Source organism: Thiomicrorhabdus chilensis DSM 12352, from assembly GCF_000483485.1.
Lineage (GTDB): Bacteria > Pseudomonadota > Gammaproteobacteria > Thiomicrospirales > Thiomicrospiraceae > Thiomicrorhabdus > Thiomicrorhabdus chilensis.
The window spans coordinates 1100892-1124533 of record NZ_KI519609.1 but is presented as its reverse complement, the minus strand read 5'-3'; the positions used below and the strand labels follow the sequence as shown (position 1 = coordinate 1124533).

Below are 23642 nucleotides of genomic sequence, written 5' to 3'. Positions count from 1 at the left end.
GGGGTTAATACGCCTCTGCATGTTCAACCAGCGTCAGCCTGGCTTTACTACTGCCAGTCAGTTCAGCAAGTTCCACATCCGCCGAGCATTTAGCTTGAAGGCGTAGCGTTCCGCCGTTTTTATGCTTTACTTTGGTCGGAGAGGGATTAAATTCGCCTGCACTCCCTTTCAACAGAGCCAGGCGATTTTTGCTGATGGCCTGAATCAGGCCGACATATCCGCTGGCGGGAATAAACTTAATCAGCAAAGTTCCTTCCATCTCTCGTTGAGAATACCCCAATTGCTCAGCCAGAGAGGGTGAAATCCACAGTATCCGTTTATAGTCATGTACAAACACCCACTTTTCACTGGCTCTCACGGTCTACATCAAAGCGTCCGTTGAAGCCAGTTCCTCACAAAAATTCTGTTTCATGGCAAACCGCTCAACTCAGTGATGATGATCGTCATCATGTTTTTCGTTCATTTTTTCCAAAGAAGCCACCACCTTGGCATTGACACTGCCTTCGGGGAAATCGCCCGCCTCGTTTGCCGTGCCGACCGCCATATCGGTCAGCAAACCTAACGCATCATCGATATGGCTCATTGTATAAACATGGAACTGCCCCTGCTCGACTGCATCGCGCACCATCGTGTTCAGCATTAAATGTTTGGCATTGGCCTCCGGAATAATGACCCCTTGAGTGCCGGTCAAACCCCGCGCCTTACAGACCTTGAAGAAACCTTCAATCTTTTCGTTTACCCCTCCGATCGGCTGAATCTCACCAAACTGGTTGATGGAACCGGTAATGGCCAGATCTTGACGCATCGGCACCTGAGCCAATGACGAAAGCAAGGCCAACAATTCGGCTGAAGAAGCGGAATCCCCCTCCACCCCATTGTAGGACTGTTCCATGACAATGGAGCCACTGAATCCAAGCGAACGCTGCTTCATATAACGCCCACGCAGGTAACCACTCAAAATCAACATCCCTTTGGAATGGATAGGACCGGCCATTTCCACCTCGCGCTCAATGTCCACCACACCTTCATCACCGGCGGAAGCCTGTGCGGTAATGCGCACCGGCTGACCAAACGACTGTTTACCAACGGTCAGAACGGTCAAACCGTTCACCTGACCGATATGGCGACCCTCCAGGGAGATCAACACCTGCTGCTCAATGATGGCGCGATGGTAATAGTCTTCCATCAGTCCGGTGTGGAACTCCCTCTGTTTAATCGTCTCTTCAATCGTTTGGCGGGTCACCTGATCTTCGCCGTTGGCTCTGGCAAACGCATTGGCTTCGGCCAATACATCCCGCAGAATCGCTTTATTGGTGTAAAGCCGATGGGCATCCTCGGCCATGCGCGAGGCGTATTCGATCAAACATTCATAGGCGCTGACCTCGATGGGCAAGTCCTCCCAAAAGCCGACTTCGTAAGCCAGCTGGCGTGCCAATGTGCTCTCATGCTCAGTGGTGCGCTCCAATTCAACCTCAAACTCCACCTGCACTTTAAACAAACGGCTAAACTCGGGATCAATCTCCTGCAGCGCATAAAAATGCACCGACTGCCCGACCAGCACCAGAGTCAAATTCAACGGAAAATCAGGCAAGTGGTAAGGGGCGACATTTCTGGAAGATGGAATCTCAAAAGTAATCTTCTTCGACATCAGCGCGGCCTTAAGATGTGCCCAAATATCGGGATCCTTTAACACCGATTGGATCCCGAGTATCAGATAACCTCCGTCGGCCTGCTGCAATAACCCCGCCTGATGGCTCATCGCCAAACTCAAGGTATCGACCGCCGAGGCGGCAGCGGAATTGATTGCATAACCAAACAGTTTCGGCATGCTGGCGTTCTGCTCGTAAATGATTGGAGCATGCTCCAAGCCGCGATGATCAACCAACAAATTGACCTCGAAAATAGACAGGCCTTGTTGTTCCGACAAAAGCTCGTCCATGCTGATCTGGGCACCACCACTGGTGACCTGGTCGGCACTCTGGTCCCAAAAAAGATGCAGTTTCGACACCAGGCTGTCCTGCAGCGCATCGAGGTACTGCTTGATCTGCTCGGTCTCACCAAATTCGAGTTTCAAAGTCTCAATTAACGGATGGATATGGTCGTTGGCCACTTCGGTATTGAGTTTTTTACCGGCGTCCAGATACTCATGCTGTAGAAACGGAAAGTGTGTCAAGGCCTTGTTGAGCGCGTCTTCGACTTTTTCCAGCGCCTCTTCAAAATGCGTTTGCACTTTTTCGTCAAACTGTTTGAGTTCACTTAACTTATAGCGTTTATCCTCAATAATGATGGACAGCACAAAGTTGTTTTCAGTCTGGGTGATTTCTATGTCCAGACTCTCCGCGAGTTCAAAAGCCGGTTCCAATATGGCTTGCTGCTTACTGACCAAATCATTTTCCAGCTGTTGACTGCGCAACTGGTAAGCGTGGCCGTCAAACACAATAGGCAATTGCGATTTAAGCTGGGTAATCAGAGCTTCCATCGAGGTTTTGAATTCATGCCCATGTCCGGCTTTGAAATACAGATATTGGGTCTTGTTGCTCTCACTGAAATCGGAAACCAACACCACATCCTTGGGTTCCGGCTTAAGTTTGGCGGCTTGTTTCAACATCGCCTTGGTCATGCCGATACGCCCCACACCGGGCTCTCCCATAATGAAAATATGGTTCTGGTTGCGTTTTAGATGCAGACCGAAATTAAGAGACTGATAAGCCCTGGGATGAAAACGTTGCATAAACTCAATCACATCCCGCTCTTCTACCTTGATTTTAGATGGGTCAAAATCTTGAGCGTTAATGGACGTGTATCGGTAAAGATTATCTGCAGAAAGTTTGTGCATGGATTCAGCCAAGTTATTGTTATTAAAATAAGTTATCAATCATCAAAATAAAAAGGGAGCTGTTTTCAAGCAAACAACTCCCTTTATCATACCCGACTAGGCCAACATGCAGAAGCACCGGCATGGGCAAATAAACTTAATAATCGTCGCGCGGTGGATTGGCATGAATGCGGTGCAGGCTCAAATCCGCCCCATCGTATTCTTGCTCTTCGGTCAGTCGTAAGCCCACAAACATTTTCAACAGTCCGTAGACGATGGTCGCACCGACCACGGCGATGGAAATCCCCATCAAGGTGCCTACCAACTGTGACTCAATGGAGACTCCACCCAGTCCGCCTAGGGCGGTAGTACCAAAGATGCCCACCGCAATGGCACCCCACACTCCGCAAAGGCCGTGAAGCGCCCACACACCCAAGACGTCGTCCACCTTGAGGTGTTTCTGCGTCCACGTAAAGGCTTTAACAAACAGAGCGCCGGCAATCAAACCGATGACCAAAGCACCCAATGGGCTGACCACGTCGGAACCGGCACAAATCGCCACCAGACCGGCTAAAGGACCATTGTGTACAAACCCCGGATCCTTATCGCCGATAAAAGTCGCAGCCAGAATACCGCCCACCATCGCCATTAAGGAGTTAACCGCCACCAAGCCTTGAATACCTTCGATTTGCTGAGCGGACATCACATTGAAACCAAACCAGCCGACTGTCAGAATCCACGCGCCCAAAGCCAAAAACGGAATGCTGGACGGCGGATGGTTTTGCTTGATTTGACCATCAGCGGTATAGCGGCCTTTACGCGCACCTAACAGAATCACGGCAATCAATGCGATCCATCCGCCTACGCCATGCACGACAATCGAACCGGCAAAATCATGGAAACCCGCCCCGTAATTTTCTTCGAGAATCGCCTGAATACCGAAATTACCGTTCCAGGCGATGCCTTCAAACATCGGATAAACCAGAGCGACAATGAAAAAAGTCGCGGCCAATTGCGGGTAAAACCTGGCGCGCTCGGCGATACCGCCGGATACGATTGCCGGAATGGCGGCGGCAAAGGTCATCAGAAAGAAGAATTTGACCAAATCATACCCCGATCGCTCGGTCATCGCCTGAGTTAAGGCGCCATCCATATTAAATCCAAGGAAAACGCCATAAGCCATGCCGTAGCCGACAAAGAAATAGGCCACGGTCGAGACCCCCAGATCACTCATGATTTTCACCAGAGCATTTACCTGATTTTTGTGTTGCACGGTTCCCACTTCCAAAAAAGCGAAACCCGCGTGCATAAACAGAACTAAAATAGCCCCCAATAGAATGAACAAAACATCTACGCTGGTTGTCAACTGCTCCACAGAATTCTCCAAAAAAGTTTATGATTATTTTTATCCACTCAAATTTTAACAAAAAATGACCGCTAATTTTTCTGAAAAACCCACCCCCTTGACCGAGTTGCACGATTCTCTATTTGAACGCCGACAAATACGGGTTTGGATCAAACGCGACGACCTGAATCACCCTTTAATACAAGGCAACAAATGGCATAAGCTCAAATACAATCTTCAGGCCGCAAAAAAACAGGGAAAAAGCACCCTTTTGACCTTTGGCGGAGCCTACTCCAACCACATTGCCGCCACTGCTTATGCGGCCAAAAGTTTTGACTTTCAAAGTGTGGGAATGATTCGCGGAGATGAACTTGCTGGCAAACCCGAACGCTGGAGCCCGACGCTCAAAACAGCCCATCAAAACGGCATGCAACTCAAGTTTTTGAGTCGACAATCCTATCGTCTCAAAGCTTCACCGGATTTTTTAGATGAATTAAAACAACAGCAACCTGACGCCTATGTTCTTCCCGAAGGCGGTAGCAATGATTTGGCCATAAAAGGCTTTGAACCCCTGATGCAGGAGCTGGAACAACAAAGCCCAAATTGGACACATCTACTGACGGCGACCGGAACCGGCGGAACACTGGCAGGCCTGATCAAATACGCTAAAAACCATCCAGACGACTCAACCACCCGACTCATTCAAGGTGTGGCCGTTTTAAAACAGGGAGAGGCACTCCTGCCACAGATTCGACAATGGTTAAATCATAAATCTGCCGTAAAATGGCAACTGCTTACCCTGTATCATGACGGGGGTTACGCCAAACTTTCCAACCCATTGCAAATCTTAAAATCCCAATTTGAAAGCCAGCACCAAATTCCGCTTGACCCTGTCTATACCATAAAAATGATCCATGCCTTTTACCAGCAGGTTGAACAGGGAGCCTTCCCTTCAGGATCACAGATTATTCTGCTGCATACCGGCGGATTGCAAGGCAACGCTACCTGAACTCATAAAAACATGACCGATAAAACTTTCACACCGACTAAATACGTAAAGTTTTATCGGAGAGCACGCAACGGATAAATTAATTTTGGTAAGATGGATAAAAAGTTTTGAATAGCTTCGTGATAATTTTTTTCTATAATGCATTAAATTATTTAATGGACTAAATACAGTGAGTAGTCGATTATGAACATCACCATCTTAGGTTCGGGTTTCGCCGCTCTGACCGCCATCAAACAAACCCGTAAACAAGCACCCAATGCAAACATTACCGTGATTGCACCACGCGAAGAGTTTGTCTACATGCCCAGTCTGATCTGGATTCCATCCGGACTCAGAAAAGGCAGTGACCTTAAAATCAACCTGCACAACTTCTTTAATCGTCAAAAAGTAGAATTCATCGAAGCCTCGGTTGAAAATGTCACCGATGGTGGACGTACCGTGATCACTACTCAAGGTGAATATCGCAACGACGGTTTGATCATCGCTTCAGGTGGACGCTTCATTAAAAAACTACCTGGAATCGAGCATGCCATTACCCCTTGTGAAGGCATTGCCGCGGCAGAGAAAATTAAATCGCGACTCGACAGCATGAGCGGAGGCACAATCGCCATCGGCTTTGGCGGCAACCCCAAAGAACCTTCAGCTATGCGTGGCGGTCCGATGTTCGAGTTTTTATTTGGAATCGACAACCTTTTACGCAAACAAGGGCGACGAGATCAATTCAAACTGGTGTTTTTCAATCCAGCCCCCGAACCCGGTAAACGTTTAGGGCCTCAAGTCCCCGAAAAGCTGGGGGCCATGATGGCCAAAAAAGGCATTGAAACCCACCTGGGTAACAAGATGGTCGGATTTGAAGAGACCACCGTCAAAACCGAAGGGGGTGAATTTCACGCCGATTTGATTCTGTTCATGCCTGGCATGACCGGCCCGGCCTGGCTACCTAATAGCGAACTGCCCAAATCCGAAGGCGGCATGATTAAAGCCGATATGCACTGTTTGGTTGAAGGCTATGAAAACACCTACGTAGCCGGAGATGCGGGCAGTTACCCAGGCCCAGACTGGCAAGCCAAACAAGCGCATGCAGCCGACTTGCAAGCTAATGCGGCCGCCAAAAACCTGGTCAAGTCTTTAAACGGACAAACCGATTTTGAAGCCTTTAAACACGAGTTGATCTGCATTGTGGATACCTTGAAACACGGCATCCTGATCAAACGAACCGAAAAAGGCACCACCTTGTTACCGCCATGCCGTTTACTACATGTCGCCAAACGAGTTTTTGAATGGCTCTACATTCGTCAATACAAATAACCCAACAAAACAGGAAAATACGCAACATGCAAAAGAAGATGTTTCAAGACAAATACCCTATTTTTGAACTTAAGTTCGCTAAAGCCGACTCAAAATTTGACAGCGTTCCGGCAATCTTAGATGAACTTGAAGCGAAAATCGAAGCGCACCCAAAAGCCGTTAATATTGCGCGTTTCGATCACTTCTCCCACACCCAAAACATCGATGGCGAGATCAACCCTGCGATTGTCGATGCTCAGAACATCGTCTTCTGTTTCGGTTTCCAACTACCGGGTGCCGATCCGGTTGCGGTGCGTCCTCGCTCGATCGGTGTGACCGATATGGGAGACAGTTTTGTCGTCAACTTCATGGAAGCCCCTAACCCGGTGGCACAAGACACCATGCAGGAATGGGTGAAATCCTTGCTTAAGTAAGCCAAACGGATCTCCTCCGCTATCATTCAGCCCTCTCTTTGAGGGCTTTTTTGTATTCACCGGTCTGAATCAACATAAAAATGCTGATAAATTTTGCCCTCAAGCTCATAAAAGCTATACTCTTAAGTCTTGAATAATCAAAACAGTGAGTACGATGTCAATTTCGAAACGTTTTCTGATTCTCGTTTTCAGCGCCCTGCTCGCCACCTACAGTCAATCTGTTCTAAGCGCTGAACAGCAAGCACCCCAAAAACTGGAGGGGGAAGCCTTGCACATCAAACTGGTGGAAACCGCTTTGAAATACGACTTTTACAATAAACGTTGTCGCGGCATTTCGGTTGCAGGCGAAAGCTATCAAGTCGAACGCCTGTTTCTGCAAAAATACGGCATGACCATCAACAACTTCATCAAACAGTATATCGACCGCGATACGCGAGCCTACAAAGAAGCACTCAAGAAAGACCTCTATAAACAGCTCTTTGAAATGGGCGGCTGCGATTTGGCCAAAGACAAGGGACTTTTGAAGCAGTTCCAGCAAAAGCTGAAAATGCTCTACAATCAGGCCGAACTGTCGCCTTGGTTTCCCAGCGAACTCTGAGCGCCGCGACCCATCGCAAATTCATTTGGTATTTCCACAGCATGAGTACAAACACTCCATCCAAGACACCTTCCAGAGCCAACCTCATCACCCGCGAAGGCCGCGTCACCCTCGAAAAAGAACTGGATTACCTATGGCGGGTTGAACGACGACAGGTCACACAAGCAGTAACTGAAGCCGCCGCGCACGGCGACCGTTCGGAAAACGCCGAGTACAAAGAAGGGAAACGCCGTCTGCGTGAAATCGATCGACGCATTCGCTTCCTGCGCAAACGCCTGGATGTGCTTCAGGTGGTTGAATACTCCCCCGTACAGGACGGTAAGGTCTTTTTTGGCGCCTGGGTGGAACTGGAAAACGACGAGGGTCAAATCGCCCGCTACCGCATTGTCGGTGCCGACGAATTCGACCCACAAAAAAACGCCATCAGCGTCAATTCACCTATGGCGCGCGCACTCATCGGCAAGGTCGTGGATGATGAAGTGGTGGTACAGACGCCGGAAGGAAAAAGACTTTGGTACATTAATGTCATTCAATATCAAGCTTTTAGCGAAAACCTTTAAAATAAGCAGGCCTGTCCATTCTTAAACCAATGTTTTAAATCAATGACGTTCGGATTCATTCAAACGCAGCAAAATCAAGCGGCTGTTTGAAATCACAAAGCTCCGGAGCCTTGCAATTTTTGATAAATCGCTTCAGCCAAGGCCTGATAACCTTTCTCGTTAAAATGCACATAATCGGACTTCATTGATAAACGCCCCATTAAATCGGCGACGATTTCTTCTTCAAGGGGCACGCCGTAGTCGTCCGACAGATTTTCATACCAATCTGCGGTATCCGCAAACACCCCTTTCTCCGGCACGCCGACCAGCAAGACCGCAATGCCCTTCTGCTGAGCCATATCAATCATGCGACCAAGATTGGCTTCCACGGTTTCAGCTGGCACGTTTTTCAACACATCATTGCCTCCTTGCAATAATATCAGCAGTGCAGGTTGATGGCGTTCCAGCAGTTCGGGCAAGCGCTCCAGACCCTGGGCGGTGGTTTCTCCAGACACGCCGGCATTGATCACCTCACGCCCACTCAAACGCGCCAAAATCGCTGGATAACTCTGGGCAGACGGCACCCCCACACCTAAAGTCAAACTGTCGCCAAACGCCAGAATTTGGGCATTTTCCGCCAGAGGCAGCAATTTATGATCCGAACATCCGCTTAAAACCAATAACAGTGTGGCCAGAAGACTCATGTGAACTGGCAATCCCACCCTATTCAACCTCTGTTTCATTTCTAAAAACCCTCATATATCTCAAGTTATTTCACTTTCAGCCGTTAACTGTTTAATAAAAATATACCCTATAAAAACACAGCCCAAGGGAAAACCCAAGATTCCATGAACTCAAGAAATGGAACATCCATTAAAAAAACGGGACTGTCGTATGAAAATTTTAGACCAGAATCTTCAGCTTTCGGCGCAGCATTACACGCGAACTGAAAGCCGAATCCAACGTATTCACGAAACCTTTGTGGACGGAATGCTCAACAACCGAACCACGGAAACCGCCACCAGCAAAACTGAGTCGATGAGCTTGTTTGAACAACACGCAAGCCATCGATCTTCACACAACAAGGGGGAAAACTCACGAAGCGCTTCCTCTTTAAACGATACGCTGGGGCGTCCGGATAGACAAGACGATCGTCAGCTGACGCGCTTAAGCGAACATTTTAAATCGACGCCTCAAAATTCGTCGCATAACGGCCAGACGAATGTGATGGACAATCAAGGAGTGGCTAACGCACCCTCCTTGCCGCCCGGCCTGATCAAGATGATCGAGGCGATTGAATCGCTGATGGAAAAGATGACCGGCAAACCCTATCACCTCAAAGTCTATGGCTATGAACCGCGTGATACGGATTCTGCGGATTCGCTTCCGGTTGAGGCCCCGGCCTTAAGTCAGCCTGAAATTGGCGGTTTTCAACGCCCAGCCAGCCAAACTTCGGTGCTGGGCGAACGTTGGCAGCTATTGAGCACCTACCACGAGCAAGAACAGAGTGCTTTCCAAGCACTTGGTCATGTTAAAACGACCGATGGAAAAACCATCAAATTTGACCTCAACATGCATATGAGCCGCAGCTTCTCCACTCAAGTCACAGTCGAACGCGAAAAAGGCCTGGTTCTGAAAGATCCACTTACCGTGAACTTCGGTGGAAGCCCGGCGAGTTTGACCTTGGAGAAAGTCCAATTTGATATTGACGCGGATGGCCAAAAAGACTCCGTCTCCTTTGTGCAGCCCGGTTCCGGTTTTTTGGCACTGGATAAAAATCTTGACGGACAGGTCAATGATGGACAGGAACTGTTTGGCACCCAAAGCGGCAACGGCTTTGCCGATCTGGCACACTATAATGACGATGGCAACGGCTGGATCGACGAAAACGATGCGGTGTTTTCTCAATTGCAGATCTGGCATAAGGATGCCAACGGTCTCGACCATTTACAAGGATTGATGGAACTCAACATAGGGGCCATCGCTTTACAAAACATCACCACCCCTTTCAGCCATAAAGATCCAACCAATCAGCTACAGGGACAAGTGGTCAGCAGTGGGGTTTTTCTCTATGAGGATGGAAAAGGGGCCGGCAGCGTGCAACAAATCGACTTGGCGGTGTGATTCATTCAATATCCGCCAAGGTGTTAACCTAGCCCCCTATTTAATCCCACTCAAAACCGACAGGCCTGTCTCATCTCAACAGGCCTGTTTATTTAAGGAATATCACACTGGCATCGGCTTGCCGAACTGCTATACTTTTATGCAGAGGTAATGCCATGTCCGAAACACGATCAAATTCCACGCCATCTCCCCACGAACCGCTCAATGAGAACGTCGTATTCCACATCCACGGTGTCACCAAAACCTATCAAATGGGTGAGGTTCAGGTCAAGGCGTTACGTGGTATCGATTTGGACTTGTATCGGGGGGAACTGACCGTATTGCTGGGCGCTTCCGGTAGTGGAAAATCGACCTTGCTCAATATTCTTGGCGGCTTGGATACGCCGACCGACGGCCATGTTATCTATGCTGATCAGGATTTGACCCATGCCAGCGAAAGCGAATTAACCGAGTATCGTCGTTACCATGTCGGCTTTGTGTTTCAATTTTACAACCTGATTCCCAGTCTCACCGCACGAGAGAATGTGGCCGTGGTCACCGAAATCGCCAAGAATCCGATGACGCCGGAAGAGGCGCTCAGCCTAGTGGGTTTGGGAGAACGCCTGGATCATTTTCCCGCCCAGCTTTCCGGCGGTGAGCAACAACGCGTTGCGATTGCCCGCGCCATCGCCAAAAATCCCGACGTGTTGCTCTGCGATGAACCCACCGGCGCACTCGATTCCAAAACTGGCATCATGGTGTTGGAAGCCCTGCAACAAGTCAATCAGAAACTGGGTACCACCACAGCGATCATTACCCATAACGCCGGCATCGCACAAATGGCGAACCGTGTCATCCATATCACCGATGGTAAAATCAGTGAGATTACGACCAATGACACGCGGCTCTCGCCGCATGAATTGAGTTGGTAACGTTATGATGCGCGCGCTCGATAAAAAACTCTGGCGGGAACTCTGGGCCATGCGCATGCAGGCCTTGGCGATCGCGTTGGTGATTGTCGGTGGCGTGTCAATATTCGTCATGTCTATGAGCACCATGGATTCGCTGACCGAAACCCGGGCAAGCTACTACCGCGAGCATCACTTTGCCGACGTGTTTGCCTCCCTGAAACGTGCCCCCATCTCTGTGGCGAGGCGCATACAGGAAATTCCCGGAGTCAATAAGGTCGAAACCCGGGTGGTGACCTACATCAATCTGGACATACCCGATTTTAACGAACCGGTCAGCGGCCATTTGATCTCACTGCCGGATAACAGCCGTGGCTTATTGAATCAGATCTTTCTCAACAGTGGCCGCCTGATCGAATCCGGACGAGACGATGAGATCATACTCAGCAAAGAATTCGCTCAAGCGCACAAATTGCAAGCCGGCGATAAAATCAAGGCCACCATCAACGGTCGGCTCAAGAGTTTGACAGTGGTAGGCACAGGCCTCTCACCCGAGTACATTTACCAAATCGCCCCCGGCGCTATGTTTCCAGACTTTGAGCGCTATGGCGTAATGTGGATGGCACGCAACCCTTTGGCCAGCGCATACGACATGGAAGGTGCCTTCAATAATGTCACCTTGACGCTTAGCAAGGGAGCGCATTCTCAGGATGTGATTGACCAACTCGATGACATACTCAAGCCCTATGGCGGAACCGGTGCTTACGACCGCAAAGATCAACTCTCCAATCGATTTCTGTCCGAGGAGCTGGAACAGCAAAAAACCACCGCGACCGTGTTCCCGATTATTTTTTTTGGCGTCGCCGCCTTTTTGCTGAACGTAGTCGTCAGCCGACTGATCAGTCTGGAACGCGAACAAATTGCCGTACTCAAAGCCTTTGGCTACAGCAATCTGGCCGTTGGCGTGCATTACAGCAAGCTGGTGCTGATGATTGTATTGATCGGCGTGCTTCTTGGGCTCGCGGTGGGCGTCTGGATGGGCAAGGGGGTGAGCAAGATTTACATGAACTCTTACAGCCTCCCCTTTATCCTCTATGAACTGAAACCTCAGATTATCGTCAGCGCTGCACTCATCAGCATCGTGGTGGCGGTTAGCGGCACACTCTTCGCGGTTCAAAAAGCAGTCAGATTGCCTCCCGCGCAAGGCATGCGCCCTGAACAGCCCACGGCATTTCGTCCTACCATCGTGGAACGTCTGGGACTTCAAAAACGTTTTTCTCAACCTTCCAGGATGATTCTCAGACACATCGAACGACGTCCGTTCAAATCTTTTCTGACCATGCTAGGCATCAGCCTGGCGTGCGGCACCATGATGGTCGGAGGCTTTCAAAAAGGCGCCATCGACCATATGATTGACGTGCAATACAACCTCAGTCAGCGTGAAGATCTGATGGCCATCTTCACCGAACCCACCTCTAATAAATCACTTTATTCTCTACAGGGACTTCAAGGAATCGAACTGGCGGAAGGCTTTCGCATGGTCAATGCCCGACTCCAATTTGAACATCGCACGTACCGAACCAGCGTGCAAGGCATTGAACCGGACAGCCAGCTCATGCGTTTACTGGATACCGATTTAAATACGATACAGGTTCCCAAAGATGGTGTCATCATGACTGATTACCTGGCAGAGTTATTACAAATCCAACCCGGAGACCTGCTGACCATCGAGGTGCTGGAAGGTAATCGTCCGACTTTCCAAGTACCGGTCATCGGCACTGCCAAACAATACCTGGGGGTCAATGTCTACCTGCAACGCAGCACCTTAAACCGCCTACTCAAAGAAGGTGATGCCATCAGCGGCGCCCTGCTTAAGGTCGATGAACTGCATCAAAATCAAGTCTACCGAAAACTCAAAGAATTGCCCCGCATCGCCGGCGTAGTCGAGCAAAAATCTTCCATTGAAGGTTTTTATGAAACCATGAACGAGACCATCCTGTTTTTCACCTTCATCAATACCCTGCTCGGTGGCAGCATCGCCTTTGGCGTGGTCTACAACAGCATGCGCATCGCCCTATCGGAGCGCAGTCGTGAACTGGCAAGCCTTAGAATTCTCGGATTCCAACGTAATGAGGTTGCCTACATCCTCTTGGGGGAACTGGCCCTGCTGACCCTGGTGGCGATTCCCATCGGCTTTCTAATCGGTAACGCCCTGTGTCAATATCTGATTTTCGAATTCGCCACCGATCTCTACCGTATTCCACTGGTACTGGGCACCCACGTCTATGCGTTTGCGGCACTGGTGGTGATTGTCTCATCCATTATTTCTGCCATGATGATATGGCGCAATCTGGCAAACCTTGATATGGTCGCCGTATTAAAGGCTAAGGAGTAAATTCATGCCTCTGCATTTCATTCAACCTTTACGAAACCATCCCGGCATTTTAGCGGTCGCAATTCTGACTATCGCTTTCCTGACCTGGGGCTTTTGGCCTCAACCGGTAATGATCGAAGCCTCACAGGTTAAGCGCGCCCCCTTAACGGTGACCATTGAGGAAGAAGGACGAACCCGCGTGATAGACCGTTACGTCATCTCCTCGCCGGTCAATGGCATGACCTGCCGCATGCACCTTAAGGTGGGAGACGAAGTTACACAAGGGCAAACCTTGCTGGGCATCACCCCTTTGCAATCCCAAGTGCTGGATCCTCGCAGTCGCGCCCAAGCCGAAGCTCAAGTTTTAGCCGCCCGCTCGGCACTGCAAGCCGCCAAACAGCAGGCGCTATCGGCCCAGGCGGCTGCGCAATTGGCCGGTGACAAATACAAACGTTATCAACCGCTTATCGAAAAAGGCCTGGTGTCTCAAGAGACGTTTGATCAGGCCAAAACCGCATCCTTGACGGCCAATGCCGCCAAACGCTCAGCAGATTTCAGAGTTGAGGTCGCCGATTATGAACTGCAAGCGGCTCTGACCACGTTGGAATACTCTGCAGCCCAGCCCAGCGACATCACGGTTGAGCGTGTGCCGGTGACCTCACCCATCGACGGCCGAATTCTTAAGGTCGCACGCAAATGTGAAGGCCCGGTGACCACCGGAGAATCATTACTGGAAGTGGGCGATCCCGGCGCCCTAGAAGTCGAAGTGGATGTGTTATCGGCCGATGCAGTCAAAATCAAACCTGGTATGCGAGTGCTGTTCGATCGCTGGGGAGGTGACCATCCCCTGGAAGGTCTGGTACGCAACATTGAACCGGTAGGTTTTACCAAAGTCTCGGCTTTGGGCGTTGAAGAACAGCGCGTCTTGGTGATTTCGGATTTCACCTCACCGTCCGAAGAATGGGAACGACTGGGAGACGGCTATCGGGTGGAAGCTAAGTTTGTGCTCTGGCATCAGGACGAGGTGTTGCAAGTTCCCTCCAGTGCCCTGTTCCGTTACCAAAACGGCTGGGCAGTGTTCACCATCAAAAACGAACGCGCCAAGCTGCAAACGGTCACCCTTGGACAGCGTAATGGCCTGAACGCGCAGATTCTGCGCGGCTTAAAAGAAGGCGACCGCATCATCAACCATCCCAGTGATGCCGTGGAAGATGGTGTCAGGCTGAAAGAACGGCAGTCATAAAAACTATCTAACGATCTGCAAACCTTAAACCGTATTCTGGACAGGCCTGTTCAAAACAAATTGGGCAGGCCTGCCGCAAATCAAACCACTTTTAAAAATTTAAGATATACCACCTACTGTATCCATTCGATCAATTAAATAATTTGCCCACCTGATTAGCTGGGATCGGTTTACTGAAATAATACCCTTGCGCGATATCGCAATCATGTGCGTCAAGGAAAGCAAGCTGCTGTGCCGTCTCCACCCCTTCCGCAACCACCCGCAACCCCAGACCGTGAGCCATAGCGATGGTTGCGATAACCAATTCCTTATTATGGTGAGCCACCTCAAGATCCATAATGAACTCACGATCGATCTTGATAAGATCGAACGGGTATTTTCGTAAGTAACTCAATGAAGAGTAGCCTGTGCCGAAATCATCCATCGAAATTTTGAGACCTAACGCTTTCAATGCATTCAAGCTCGTTTGAATCGGTTGGCATTCTCCCATCAAGACCCCTTCTGTAATTTCAAGCTCCAAAAACTCGGCACCAAGCCCTGAAAGCCGCAGCATGGTTTCGACCTTATTGACCAGAGTCGAATCCCTTAGCTGCACGGGGGATAAATTGACCGCCATAGACAGATTTTTACCAAACTCGGATTTCCACAGTGCAAGCTGCCTCAACGCTTCCTGTAGAACAAATTCTCCAATCGGCAAAATCAATCCATTCTCTTCCGCCACCGGAATGAATTCGTCGGGAGACACCCAGCCCAATTCGGGATGGTGCCAACGTAACAAGATTTCAAACCCACAGATTTCACCGGTTTTAATAATGACCTTGGCTTGATAATGGGGTTGGAATTCACCTCGCTCCAGTGCGCCGCTCATGGCTTCATCCAGTTGCAGCTTCCGATTGACCACCTCATTCATGGCTCTGGTGTAAAACGAAAAGTTATTCTTTCCATTCTTTTTGGCGTATTGAAGTGCGGCTCCCGAATAATGCAGCATGGTTTGCACCTCGACACCATCCGTTGGATAAAGTGCAATACCAACACTTGCCGTGACGTTCAACTCACGCCCATTTACCATATAAGTCAATCTAAATTGGTTGAGTAAGCTTTCCGCTTCCCTGTCCACCTCTCGGGGAGACTTCAGGCCACCCATCAAGACAATGAAGGTATCGCCGTCGAATCGTCCCACCGTATCCCCAGTGCGTACGCTACTTTGAATGCGTTTGGAAAATTCAATAATAAATTGATCGCCAGCAGCAAAGCCCAAACTGCTGTTGATCTTACTGAGGTTATCCAGTCCGATGGTCAAGACCGCGACATACTCACCCTCTCTTCGCGCTTCCTTAATCAACTGGTTCAACCGGTCTTGGATTAAGTAACGATTAGGCAAGTCGGTCATGGCATCGTGATAGGAGCGATATTGCAATTGCTCGGTCACGGCCCGAACTTTTCTTTTCAGCAACAGGTTCCAGACTAAAAACAACAACAAAATCAACACGGCAATGGCAAGATATTGCACGATCTTCCAAAACCCCAATCCAGAGTCGAGCTTCACTTTGACCCATTTTTGATAAATCGCATCTTTCTCTTCAAGCGTCACCGAATCCAGTGCTTTCTGAAGCGCGGATAATAAAAGCGGCCAATCGTTACGAACGCCAACTGAAAGCTCAAAGTGTTGCTCAACCTGGCCAGACACCTTGACGTTGGTAATCGCCTGATTGCGCATCAGGTAACTGACTGTGGCGATGTTACCCAAATAGGCGAAAACCTCTCCACTGGAGACCGCGCTCAAAGCCTGAAGGCTGTTTGCATAAGTTTGTTGTTTGATCTCTGGATGTAGGGATAAAACATGCTCAAATGGTTCATATCCATGTTCATAGGCGACTGTCTTACCGGCCAAGGCGGAAAGCCCGTTGACATAACCGACGTTATCGCGTGTCAAAATCACAATCGGCTGAGTGATATAGGGCTCAGTAAATAGAATTGACTTCTGACGCTCCTTGGTGGCTTGGGCAGCATCCAAAACATCCAAACGTTTGGCGCTCACGCTGTTAACAATATCTGACCATGGCAGTATGGGAGAGCTTTCGAACTTGATGCCCAGACGGGCTTCAACAAGCTTCATATAATCAGCCACGATGCCTTTATAGCTGCCGTCCTGTGTCACCTGGGCAAAAGGAGGCCAAGCGTAATCGGACCCTAAACGCACAACGGGATGTTCCGCCAACCACGCTTTTTCTTGCTTGCTCAGCCGATCCTTAAATGGTCGCATCTCCTCCAAGGTGTCTATATGTTCTTGAATCTGCCACTTCGCATAAATCGACAGGTAGTCCCGATAACTTAAAGAGTTCAACGCCTTATCCAAAATGGAGCTCAACTCGGGCCAATCCTTTCTCACGCCAAAACGTTGCAATGACTTATCTGCTGAATAAAGACCGGCAAGACCGAGGTTTTGCAGACCCGTTTGAGCGAACAGATGTTGCGCCATTCCGGCATCGGCAATCGTCGCATCAGCCTGACCGGTTGAGACGGCATAAAAAGCCTGCTGCAAATTTTCAACAAACAACGGCTGTATCTCTTTCACCTCTTGCAGTGCTCGGGCTGCGGTCGAATAATCACGCACCAGCGCCACTGTCTTACCTGTCAATGATGAAGGTTGCTGGAAGGCCTGGATTTCAGACTTCCGAGTGACCATATATTGGCTTAAAGACACATAAGGTTGGGAAAAATTGAAATCCTTCATCCTTTCCGGGCGCTCTTCCAGGGTGGCAATCACATCGACGCCACCTTTTTTGGCCGCCTTAAATAACTCAGACCAGTTGCCATTGGGATAAACGGAAAACTCAACTTCCAAACGTTTACCTAACTCCTTAACGATATCAATGGAAACACCGACAAATTTCTGATCGTGACCTCTATAACTGTAGGGAACAAAGGCCTCATCATAGGCAATACGAATTACGGGATGCTGTTCTAGCCAAAGGCGTTCCGCCGGAGTTAAAGCGATCTCGGAATCATAGTATCTTTCTAGCCAATTCTGATGAATCTGTTGGATTTCCATTTGCGTCATATCGGCCAGAGCCCGATTGAGTATCTCTCTCAATATCGGCCAGTCTTTACGAACGCCGATCGACAAAATGGAGCCTTTTTTATTCAAGACACCATTCACCTTGAGGTTGCTCATGACCTTCTGGCGCATTAAATACACCGCAACACTGCGGTTTCCGGCATAGGCTTCGACATCACCTCTGGAAACCGCTTCCAGGGCTTGATGGGTGTCGGGTATTCGCGAATCAGTATCTTGGGATAATGGCGTTTAAAATACTCGACATTGCCAAACCCTTTTTCCAAAGCCACGGTTTTTCCCGACATCGCATCTACATTATTTAAGGAGCTATGATCTTTCCGAGTCACAAAAACATGGGGGATATCCAAGTAAGGAACCGTAAAATTAAAAAACGCTTCTCTTTCAGGTTTTGCGGTAATATCCAGAATCACATCCACACGCTTGCGCTTAACCGATTCGTACAGATTTGCCCAATTCCCAGGCTCTAAAACCAAAGCCCCATGCAAACGTTTATTTAATGCCTTTACATAATCGACACTGATGCCGCTCGAAACCCCATTTTGATTCACAAAACTGAAAGGAGCCCAGTCACGCATGTGGCCAACGCTGATTCGCGGATGTGCCGCTAGCCATTGTTTTTCTGTTTGGGAAAGCTGGAAGCCGGACTCAAAAGACTCCCCTGTTCGATCAGGGGACTGCTCATTAGCTTCATTGGCGTGAGCAAGGTTAAAAAGGCTGAAATAGCTAGCGGTAAAAAACCATAAAAGCAAAACAAAATACTTGTCTAACCTTAGCCTGTAAAGAGGGATAGAATCTGGTTTTGTGCTCATATCGGTCGATAGCCCGCAACAAATTAAGTATTAACCACTATTATAAAAACAGCAATTAAAGTCAATTTATTTTGCCTATAATTGCAAATTGGTGGAATATTGAAATAGATTTCAATGATGCATTTTTAAAACGAAAATACCTGCTGCAAAAGGGGGATTGTGATGAACAAAAGCTACGACACACTGCAAAGCGTTCCGGGAATCGGTCCTAAGATCTCCCAAAAGCTACATAGACTCGGCATCCATCACCCTCAGGATTTGTGCGGCCAAGACCCACAAAACTTGTATGACTCTTATCAAAAACTGGTGGGACATCCGGTTGACCGCTGTCTGCTGTACGTATTCCGTTGTGCGGTCTATTATTGCGAAACTGCCGAACCCGAGGCAGAACGCCTGAAATGGTGGTTCTGGAAAGACCAGAGAGAAACAGAATCAAACCCGAATTAAAAGCATTATTTAAGGCGCTAAAGCAACCCCCACTTATTTTGCTAATGACTATGAAATACCCCGGGAGTGGTGTATAAAGTAATCAACGAAGACATTCTGTGTGCCGCAGCACACTCGTTCCCTTTCCCATTTCTGTTTAAAAAAGACTTTATAGATGATACAAAACCTCAATTTCAAATGGGCCGTGCACGGCTTGTTAGCGATTTTTTCGGGACTGCTACTTTTTCATGTACTGGTGATTTTACAGGTTATTCCCTACGCCATCGTCTGGGGCGGAAAGCTTGAGAGTGTGCAGCAGATGCAACGTTTTGAAACCGAGGCGATCATTATCAACCTAATCATTATCGGCATTGTCCTGACCAAAGCCGGTTACGTTTTGCACTCTTTGCAGAACAGTCGAGCCATGCAGTTCGTATTATGGGTGCTGGTCATCGCCTTTTCGATCAACGCCCTGGGCAATTTTCTGGCGGACACGACCGTGGAGACCCTGATTTTCACGCCCTTAACCTTGCTGAGCGCGGTTCTGATGTACCGATTGGCCATAGAACGGCAATAAAGCATCAATCAAACGCTGTTTTGCTTAATGAACCGGCAGGCCTGGTGGTTTTGACTGAAAAGGTAAAAATTAGAACGTTTTTTGCAGAAAAAATCTAATCAGTCAAAACGGAATGCTAGGCTGATACTTGATGATCGTCAGGCAGAAGTTCAGATCGGGGTTCACCGAACAAATAACCTTGCAGGCAATCTACTTGCAAATTCTTGACATAGTCATAGACCGCTTCATCGGCAACAAACTCGGCCACAGTTTGAATGTTCAGCTTTTTGGAAAAGTCGAGAATGGTCTCGGTAATAACTTGGGAAGATCAGTTTTGATGGATATCACGAATAATGGAACCGTCAATCTTAATAAAATCGACATCCAGGCGCATAATATAGGCAAAGTTTGAATAACCGGCGCCAAAATCATCAATGGCAATTTGCACGCCGTAACGTTTCACTTCTTGGATGAAACGGTTGACCACATCATAGTTTTGTATGCCTTCGGATTCTACAATTTCAAAAATGACTCTTTCTGAAAATTCACAGGCCTGTACTTTCTTCAACAGCCACGCACTCATGGCAGGGTCGACAATGTCTTCAATCGACAGATTGATGGAAAAATGCAACGGTTGATTCGCAAATTTGGCAAACGACTTTTCAATCATACGTTTGGTCAATGATGGATAAAGCTTGAGCTTTTTGGCCACCTCCAAGAAATGGAACGGGGAAATCACACTCCCGTCTTTTTCAATAATGCGCACCAGACATTCGTATCGTTCGACTTTCAAAGTCTGTGTATTCACAATCGGCTGATAAAAAGGCACCAGTCGATCTTCATCCATGGCACTGCGCAATCGCTGTATCCAGTTCAGGTTCTGTTCATACCCTTGTTTGATATTCATCTGCGGGTCATAAAAGATAAATGGTTTCTGGCGCTTCTTGGCCATTTTAAGCGCCATGTCGGCGGCGATGACGACATCCTTGGCCAATTCATCAATCTTGTCCGAAGAGGCCAGACCCGCCGTCATGGTGACATTAATATTCGCACCTTCTACCAACACGCCCTGTTCGGAAACCTGTTCTATCAACAAATTAATAAACTGTTCAAACTCTTTTTGTTCCCAGTTCTTATGAATGACCAGCGCATATTCATCCACCGGCAATTTATAGATCTGAGCGGGCAACTCGATAATCAATTGACTCAATCGCACGGCGATCGCTTGTAGAAGTTTATCGGCCACCTCAACCCCGTAAAAGGCATTGATTTCGTTGAAGCTGTCGATATTGAACAGTGCAATCCATTTAGGATTGACGGACTCTTCCGTGTCGGACAACAACTTGGTTCGGTTCGGCAGTTCGGTCAACGCATCGTGATGAAGACGATGGAGCATGGACTCTCTGGATTCGATCAACGGAGTGATGTCGTAACTGATATTCACCAACTCTCGAACCAAACCGGCTTCATCGGTAATAGGCACAATGCAGGCCTCGATATAAAACACTTCCCCTTGTTTGCTTTTGGCCGAAACCTGCCCTTTCCAGACATCTCCATTTAGCACGCAGTCCAAAACGGCTGGCAATAATGCTTTGTATTCCTCGGTCCACAGATACGAACAGTCCTGCCCCACCAATTCAGCCGCCGAATAGCCGGAACGTTGGCACAGCGCCTCATTGACCTGCGTCATCTGCTGATCCGGAGTGCAGATACTCACCAAACTGCTCGCATCCAAGGCTTTCTTATAACTGCTCAAAAACGCCATCTGTTCGTTAAGACGCTGGGTGCGTTGCAATACTCTGTCTGATAAATTTTGATTATACTGCTCAAGTTGCTCGGCGGATTTCGCCAACTGCTTATTGAGTTCATGCACCTGAGTCAAGTCACGCACACTGACGATGATAAAAGGCTGGCCATGCTCATCCGTCATCATCTGCACATTCTTTGAGATATTCACCAAAGAGCCGTCTTTACGCCTGAAAGTGGTTTCTTGATCGCGGCAGGAACCGGTCGCAAACACCTCTTCATGGCACGCCGACAGAATACTCAGGTCGCCCAGATATTCGGTGATTTCATGGCCGATCAACTCCGCCGGCTCGAATCCCATCAGTTGGCAAAAGGCAGGGTTGACATAAGTGATGGTCAGTTCATGATTCAAGGTAAACACACCATCAGGCAGCGCCTCCAGGATACGCTTTAATAAGCTAAAACCATCATCCGTGTTTACATTAGAATCTATATTCATAATCCGAAATTCACCAAATCAACTCAAATTGATAACATATTTTTACGTAATTTTTAGACATCATAACAAAAACGAAAGGGTAAGCTCATACAGGCTAAGAGGGTACGCATAAAAACCACTTATCGTTCAGGGTTTTGTTTTGTACATTGATGGTAAAACTCAAACCTTGTCCCGGCGATATTGCCAATAACTGGCAAAAAGCGCGCCGGACAGGTTATGCCAGACACTAAACAACGCCCCTGGAAGCGCACTCAGTGCGGAAAAATATTGCAACGCCAGCGCAACGCTCAAACCCGAATTCTGCATGCCCACCTCAATGGCTAAGGTGCGTGAAATCACGGTATCGTACCCCAAGCGCCGACTGATAAAATAAGCGCTGCCTAATCCGATCACATTATGCAACATAATGACGACGATCAGACTTATAGCCAGACCGCTTAGGTTGCTGTGATTAAGCGCCACAACGATAGCGACAATCAATACGATCGCCATCATCGAAAAAATCGGAAAAACCTTATCCAGAAAAGACAGTTTTTCACTCAAAGCATGGCCCAGCAACATGCCCAAGACAACCGGCACCACAATTAGCTGAACTAAATTGCCCATCATCGCGGTGACCGGCACCTCCACGGTTTGGCCTAAATACAACCATGTCAAAAACGGCAGAGCCACGACCGCCGCCAGAGTGGAAACCAAGGTCATGCTCACCGACAAGGCCACATTGCCGTTCGCCAGATAGGTCATGACATTGGAGGCGGTGCCGCCTGCCGTCGCTCCGACCAACATCAGACCGATGGTCAAATCCTCAGACAACCCAAACAACTGGGCCAGCACAAACGCCGCCAGCGGCATCACCGTAAACTGAATCAGCATGCCTAAGCTCACCGCCTTTTTTAAGCGCAATACGCCCTGAAAATCCTGCCAACGCAGCACAAAGCCCATGCCAAGCATTACCAGCATGAGCAAGGGCACAATCCAGCTTTTCAAGTCGATGAAAAAAGCCGGGAAGTAAAACGCCACCAATGAGGCCAGCAACGCCCACAAAGGAAAAAGAATCGTCAGTCGCTGCGTCATATTAGCGCCAGAAAGGCATTGTGAAAAAACAGGCAGGCCTGCTGGTTTTCAGAGCCGTTTTAAAAGGCCACATAAAGCGAGCCCCATGCGGAAAGCAAACCGATCAGACCGCCAAATATGCCGCCCCAAACAACCAGCCAACCTAGATGTTGTTGAATCATCTGTTGCACCATCTGCTTCACCAATTGCGGCGTCAATTCCGCCAGTCGCGCCTCAATGATCTCTTCGATTTTGGCTTGAATGTCCGCCATCACATTGGGTTGGTCTATCTCGTCCTGAAGCAGCTTGAGGAACTTTTCCTCCTCGGTCATTTCGATCAGAGCGCTTTTCATGTTGCTGATAAACGGCTCTTTCAAAGGATTCAGGGCATTGGCGCCGCCAAACATACCCAGCATGCTGCCAAACGAAGAGTCCATAATGACCTGAACCAGCTTGTCATAGGCCGGCGTCAGGTCGACCTTCTCAATCACCGGAGCCAGTTTGAGCTGGGTATGCAACGGTGGTTGCCCGCTCACAAAACGGTCAATGTTTTGCTGATTGAAAAACTGCTGCATCATCAAGTCACGAATGGCGCTTTTGAAAGCTTCGAACCGGTTTGGAATGACACCGGAACCATAAAGCCCTGGAACCTTCTCAAACAGCATGTAAATCGCCAGCCAGTTTGTCAAAGCCCCAGACAAAGCGAACAGGCCTGTCCAAAAAAGCATACTGTTTGACAAAATCAGACCCAGCAAAAGCAGCAGGCCTGCCAGAATATTGGTGATCAGACTTTTATTCATTTAACTTTCCATTCATCAA

Annotated in this window: 19 protein-coding genes and 1 pseudogene; 11 read left to right on the top strand and 9 right to left on the bottom strand. The window is 48.6% G+C overall.

The window, feature by feature from the left end; all coding sequences use genetic code 11:
- Nucleotides 1-4: 4 nt before the first annotated feature.
- From B076_RS0105360 to B076_RS0105345, 3 genes are all read right to left on the bottom strand, one after another.
- Entirely contained in the window at nucleotides 5-358 is a 354-nt protein-coding gene (locus tag B076_RS0105360) for a PAS domain-containing protein (protein ID WP_157753519.1), read from the bottom strand.
- Between the two features lie 69 nt (nucleotides 359-427).
- Nucleotides 428-2836, bottom strand: coding sequence for a Lon protease family protein (locus B076_RS0105355; protein ID WP_028486407.1), 2409 nt, complete (start codon nucleotides 2834-2836; stop codon nucleotides 428-430).
- Between the two features lie 136 nt (nucleotides 2837-2972).
- Entirely contained in the window at nucleotides 2973-4190 is a 1218-nt protein-coding gene (locus B076_RS0105345) for an ammonium transporter (RefSeq protein WP_028486406.1), read from the bottom strand.
- Between the two features lie 55 nt (nucleotides 4191-4245).
- Between B076_RS0105345 and B076_RS0105340 the strand changes: the two genes are divergently transcribed.
- The 5 genes from B076_RS0105340 (at nucleotide 4246) to greB (ending at nucleotide 8048) form a co-directional block, all read left to right on the top strand.
- On the top strand, nucleotides 4246-5169 hold the full coding sequence (locus tag B076_RS0105340) for a 1-aminocyclopropane-1-carboxylate deaminase/D-cysteine desulfhydrase (protein ID WP_028486405.1): 924 nt from the start codon (nucleotides 4246-4248) through the stop codon (nucleotides 5167-5169).
- A gap of 183 nt (nucleotides 5170-5352) precedes the next feature.
- A complete protein-coding gene (locus B076_RS0105335) occupies nucleotides 5353-6477 on the top strand; it encodes an NAD(P)/FAD-dependent oxidoreductase (protein ID WP_028486404.1) in 1125 nt (374 codons plus the stop codon).
- Between the two features lie 26 nt (nucleotides 6478-6503).
- Nucleotides 6504-6890, top strand: coding sequence for a DUF6858 family protein (locus B076_RS0105330; RefSeq protein WP_028486403.1), 387 nt, complete (start codon nucleotides 6504-6506; stop codon nucleotides 6888-6890).
- Nucleotides 6891-7044: 154 nt separating this feature from the next.
- On the top strand, nucleotides 7045-7488 hold the full coding sequence (locus B076_RS0105320) for a hypothetical protein (protein ID WP_028486402.1): 444 nt from the start codon (nucleotides 7045-7047) through the stop codon (nucleotides 7486-7488).
- Nucleotides 7489-7529: 41 nt separating this feature from the next.
- Nucleotides 7530-8048 carry a transcription elongation factor GreB gene (gene greB, locus B076_RS0105315; protein ID WP_028486401.1) on the top strand — a complete coding sequence of 173 codons (519 nt, stop codon included), beginning with the start codon at nucleotides 7530-7532 and terminating at the stop codon, nucleotides 8046-8048.
- 92 nt (nucleotides 8049-8140) lie between these two features.
- Here the strand turns inward: greB and B076_RS0105310 are convergent, their stop codons facing one another.
- Nucleotides 8141-8770 carry a GDSL-type esterase/lipase family protein gene (locus B076_RS0105310; RefSeq protein WP_211230183.1) on the bottom strand — a complete coding sequence of 210 codons (630 nt, stop codon included), beginning with the start codon at nucleotides 8768-8770 and terminating at the stop codon, nucleotides 8141-8143.
- Between the two features lie 151 nt (nucleotides 8771-8921).
- Here B076_RS0105310 and B076_RS12990 point away from each other — a divergent pair, with 151 nt between their 5' ends.
- From B076_RS12990 to B076_RS0105290, 4 genes are all read left to right on the top strand, one after another.
- A complete protein-coding gene (locus tag B076_RS12990) occupies nucleotides 8922-10151 on the top strand; it encodes a hypothetical protein (RefSeq protein WP_051347192.1) in 1230 nt (409 codons plus the stop codon).
- A 155-nt stretch (nucleotides 10152-10306) separates the two neighbouring features.
- On the top strand, nucleotides 10307-11062 hold the full coding sequence (locus B076_RS0105300; RefSeq protein ID WP_051347191.1) for an ABC transporter ATP-binding protein: 756 nt from the start codon (nucleotides 10307-10309) through the stop codon (nucleotides 11060-11062).
- Between the two features lie 4 nt (nucleotides 11063-11066).
- On the top strand, nucleotides 11067-13433 hold the full coding sequence (locus B076_RS0105295) for an ABC transporter permease (protein ID WP_245566322.1): 2367 nt from the start codon (nucleotides 11067-11069) through the stop codon (nucleotides 13431-13433).
- Between the two features lie 4 nt (nucleotides 13434-13437).
- A complete protein-coding gene (locus tag B076_RS0105290; RefSeq protein ID WP_051347190.1) occupies nucleotides 13438-14655 on the top strand; it encodes an efflux RND transporter periplasmic adaptor subunit in 1218 nt (405 codons plus the stop codon).
- Between the two features lie 130 nt (nucleotides 14656-14785).
- Here the strand turns inward: B076_RS0105290 and B076_RS12985 are convergent, their stop codons facing one another.
- Both B076_RS12985 and B076_RS0105280 read right to left on the bottom strand, forming a co-directional pair.
- On the bottom strand, nucleotides 14786-17707 hold the full coding sequence (locus B076_RS12985; protein ID WP_407635176.1) for an EAL domain-containing protein: 2922 nt from the start codon (nucleotides 17705-17707) through the stop codon (nucleotides 14786-14788).
- A gap of 137 nt (nucleotides 17708-17844) precedes the next feature.
- On the bottom strand, nucleotides 17845-18483 hold the full coding sequence (locus tag B076_RS0105280) for a transporter substrate-binding domain-containing protein (RefSeq protein ID WP_157753518.1): 639 nt from the start codon (nucleotides 18481-18483) through the stop codon (nucleotides 17845-17847).
- Nucleotides 18484-18705: 222 nt separating this feature from the next.
- Here B076_RS0105280 and B076_RS0105275 point away from each other — a divergent pair, with 222 nt between their 5' ends.
- Together B076_RS0105275 and B076_RS0105270 are read left to right on the top strand one after the other, a co-directional pair.
- Nucleotides 18706-18990 (top strand): helix-hairpin-helix domain-containing protein, encoded by a 285-nt coding sequence (locus B076_RS0105275; protein WP_038150433.1) that lies wholly within the window; start codon nucleotides 18706-18708, stop codon nucleotides 18988-18990.
- A gap of 154 nt (nucleotides 18991-19144) precedes the next feature.
- Nucleotides 19145-19546: a hypothetical protein gene (locus B076_RS0105270; RefSeq protein WP_028486394.1), complete on the top strand. Its 402-nt coding sequence runs from the start codon at nucleotides 19145-19147 to the stop codon at nucleotides 19544-19546.
- 115 nt (nucleotides 19547-19661) lie between these two features.
- On the opposite strand, the pseudogene B076_RS0105260 reads toward B076_RS0105270, so the two are convergent.
- The 3 genes and pseudogenes from B076_RS0105260 to B076_RS0105250 form a co-directional block, all read right to left on the bottom strand.
- Nucleotides 19662-21770: pseudogene (locus B076_RS0105260) on the bottom strand (bifunctional diguanylate cyclase/phosphodiesterase).
- 159 nt (nucleotides 21771-21929) lie between these two features.
- The gene (locus B076_RS0105255; RefSeq protein ID WP_028486392.1) at nucleotides 21930-22844 is read right to left on the bottom strand and encodes a bile acid:sodium symporter family protein; all 915 of its coding nucleotides are present in this window, start codon (nucleotides 22842-22844) and stop codon (nucleotides 21930-21932) included.
- A 59-nt stretch (nucleotides 22845-22903) separates the two neighbouring features.
- The gene (locus B076_RS0105250) at nucleotides 22904-23623 is read right to left on the bottom strand and encodes a hypothetical protein (protein WP_028486391.1); all 720 of its coding nucleotides are present in this window, start codon (nucleotides 23621-23623) and stop codon (nucleotides 22904-22906) included.
- Nucleotides 23624-23642 lie beyond the last annotated feature (19 nt).

Excerpts from the sequence above, each read along its gene's own strand:
- B076_RS0105290 (WP_051347190.1), top strand. The coding sequence starts at position 13,438 with ATGCCTCTGCATTTCATTCAACCTTTACGAAACCATCCCGGCATTTTA.
- B076_RS0105270 (WP_028486394.1), top strand. The coding sequence starts at position 19,145 with ATGATACAAAACCTCAATTTCAAATGGGCCGTGCACGGCTTGTTAGCG.
- B076_RS12990 (WP_051347192.1), top strand. The coding sequence starts at position 8,922 with ATGAAAATTTTAGACCAGAATCTTCAGCTTTCGGCGCAGCATTACACG.
- B076_RS0105250 (WP_028486391.1), bottom strand. The coding sequence starts at position 23,623 with ATGAATAAAAGTCTGATCACCAATATTCTGGCAGGCCTGCTGCTTTTG.
- B076_RS0105320 (WP_028486402.1), top strand. The coding sequence starts at position 7,045 with ATGTCAATTTCGAAACGTTTTCTGATTCTCGTTTTCAGCGCCCTGCTC.
- B076_RS0105275 (WP_038150433.1), top strand. The coding sequence starts at position 18,706 with ATGAACAAAAGCTACGACACACTGCAAAGCGTTCCGGGAATCGGTCCT.
- B076_RS0105335 (WP_028486404.1), top strand. The coding sequence starts at position 5,353 with ATGAACATCACCATCTTAGGTTCGGGTTTCGCCGCTCTGACCGCCATC.
- B076_RS0105310 (WP_211230183.1), bottom strand. The coding sequence starts at position 8,770 with ATGAAACAGAGGTTGAATAGGGTGGGATTGCCAGTTCACATGAGTCTT.
- B076_RS0105340 (WP_028486405.1), top strand. The coding sequence starts at position 4,246 with ATGACCGCTAATTTTTCTGAAAAACCCACCCCCTTGACCGAGTTGCAC.
- B076_RS12985 (WP_407635176.1), bottom strand. The coding sequence starts at position 17,707 with ATGGAAATCCAACAGATTCATCAGAATTGGCTAGAAAGATACTATGAT.
- greB (WP_028486401.1), top strand. The coding sequence starts at position 7,530 with ATGAGTACAAACACTCCATCCAAGACACCTTCCAGAGCCAACCTCATC.
- B076_RS0105330 (WP_028486403.1), top strand. The coding sequence starts at position 6,504 with ATGCAAAAGAAGATGTTTCAAGACAAATACCCTATTTTTGAACTTAAG.
- B076_RS0105300 (WP_051347191.1), top strand. The coding sequence starts at position 10,307 with ATGTCCGAAACACGATCAAATTCCACGCCATCTCCCCACGAACCGCTC.
- B076_RS0105255 (WP_028486392.1), bottom strand. The coding sequence starts at position 22,844 with ATGACGCAGCGACTGACGATTCTTTTTCCTTTGTGGGCGTTGCTGGCC.
- B076_RS0105295 (WP_245566322.1), top strand. The coding sequence starts at position 11,067 with ATGATGCGCGCGCTCGATAAAAAACTCTGGCGGGAACTCTGGGCCATG.
- B076_RS0105355 (WP_028486407.1), bottom strand. The coding sequence starts at position 2,836 with ATGCACAAACTTTCTGCAGATAATCTTTACCGATACACGTCCATTAAC.